Source organism: Psychrobacter sp. 16-MNA-CIBAN-0192 (assembly GCF_040309565.1).
In the GTDB taxonomy this organism is placed as follows: Bacteria; Pseudomonadota; Gammaproteobacteria; order Pseudomonadales; family Moraxellaceae; genus Psychrobacter.
Genome location: NZ_JBEOOX010000798.1, coordinates 1 through 229 on the forward strand (window position 1 = coordinate 1; position 229 = coordinate 229).

1 protein-coding gene is annotated in these 229 nt (G+C 49.8%); it reads left to right on the forward strand.

Annotated features, from left to right (window positions below):
* Positions 1-229, forward strand: a 229-nt coding sequence (locus tag AAEY78_RS15260; RefSeq protein WP_352340387.1) for a peptidase dimerization domain-containing protein, incomplete at both ends; no start/stop codon positions are given.

Here is a 229-nt window from a genome sequence, read left to right on the forward strand (position 1 = left end):
ATGAAGAGGTCGGCTGTTTGGGCGCACCACTCATACTAGCAGACATAAAAGCCCGTGGTATTACTCCTGATTATTGTATCGTTGGTGAGCCAACCAATATGGCGATGGTCGTCGCGCACAAAGGTATTTCCATTTATCGCTGCCGCGTGCATGGTAAGTCTGCGCATTCGTCATTGACGGCGCAAGGCGTCAACGCCATTAGCTATGCCAGTCGTTTGATTGGTTATGT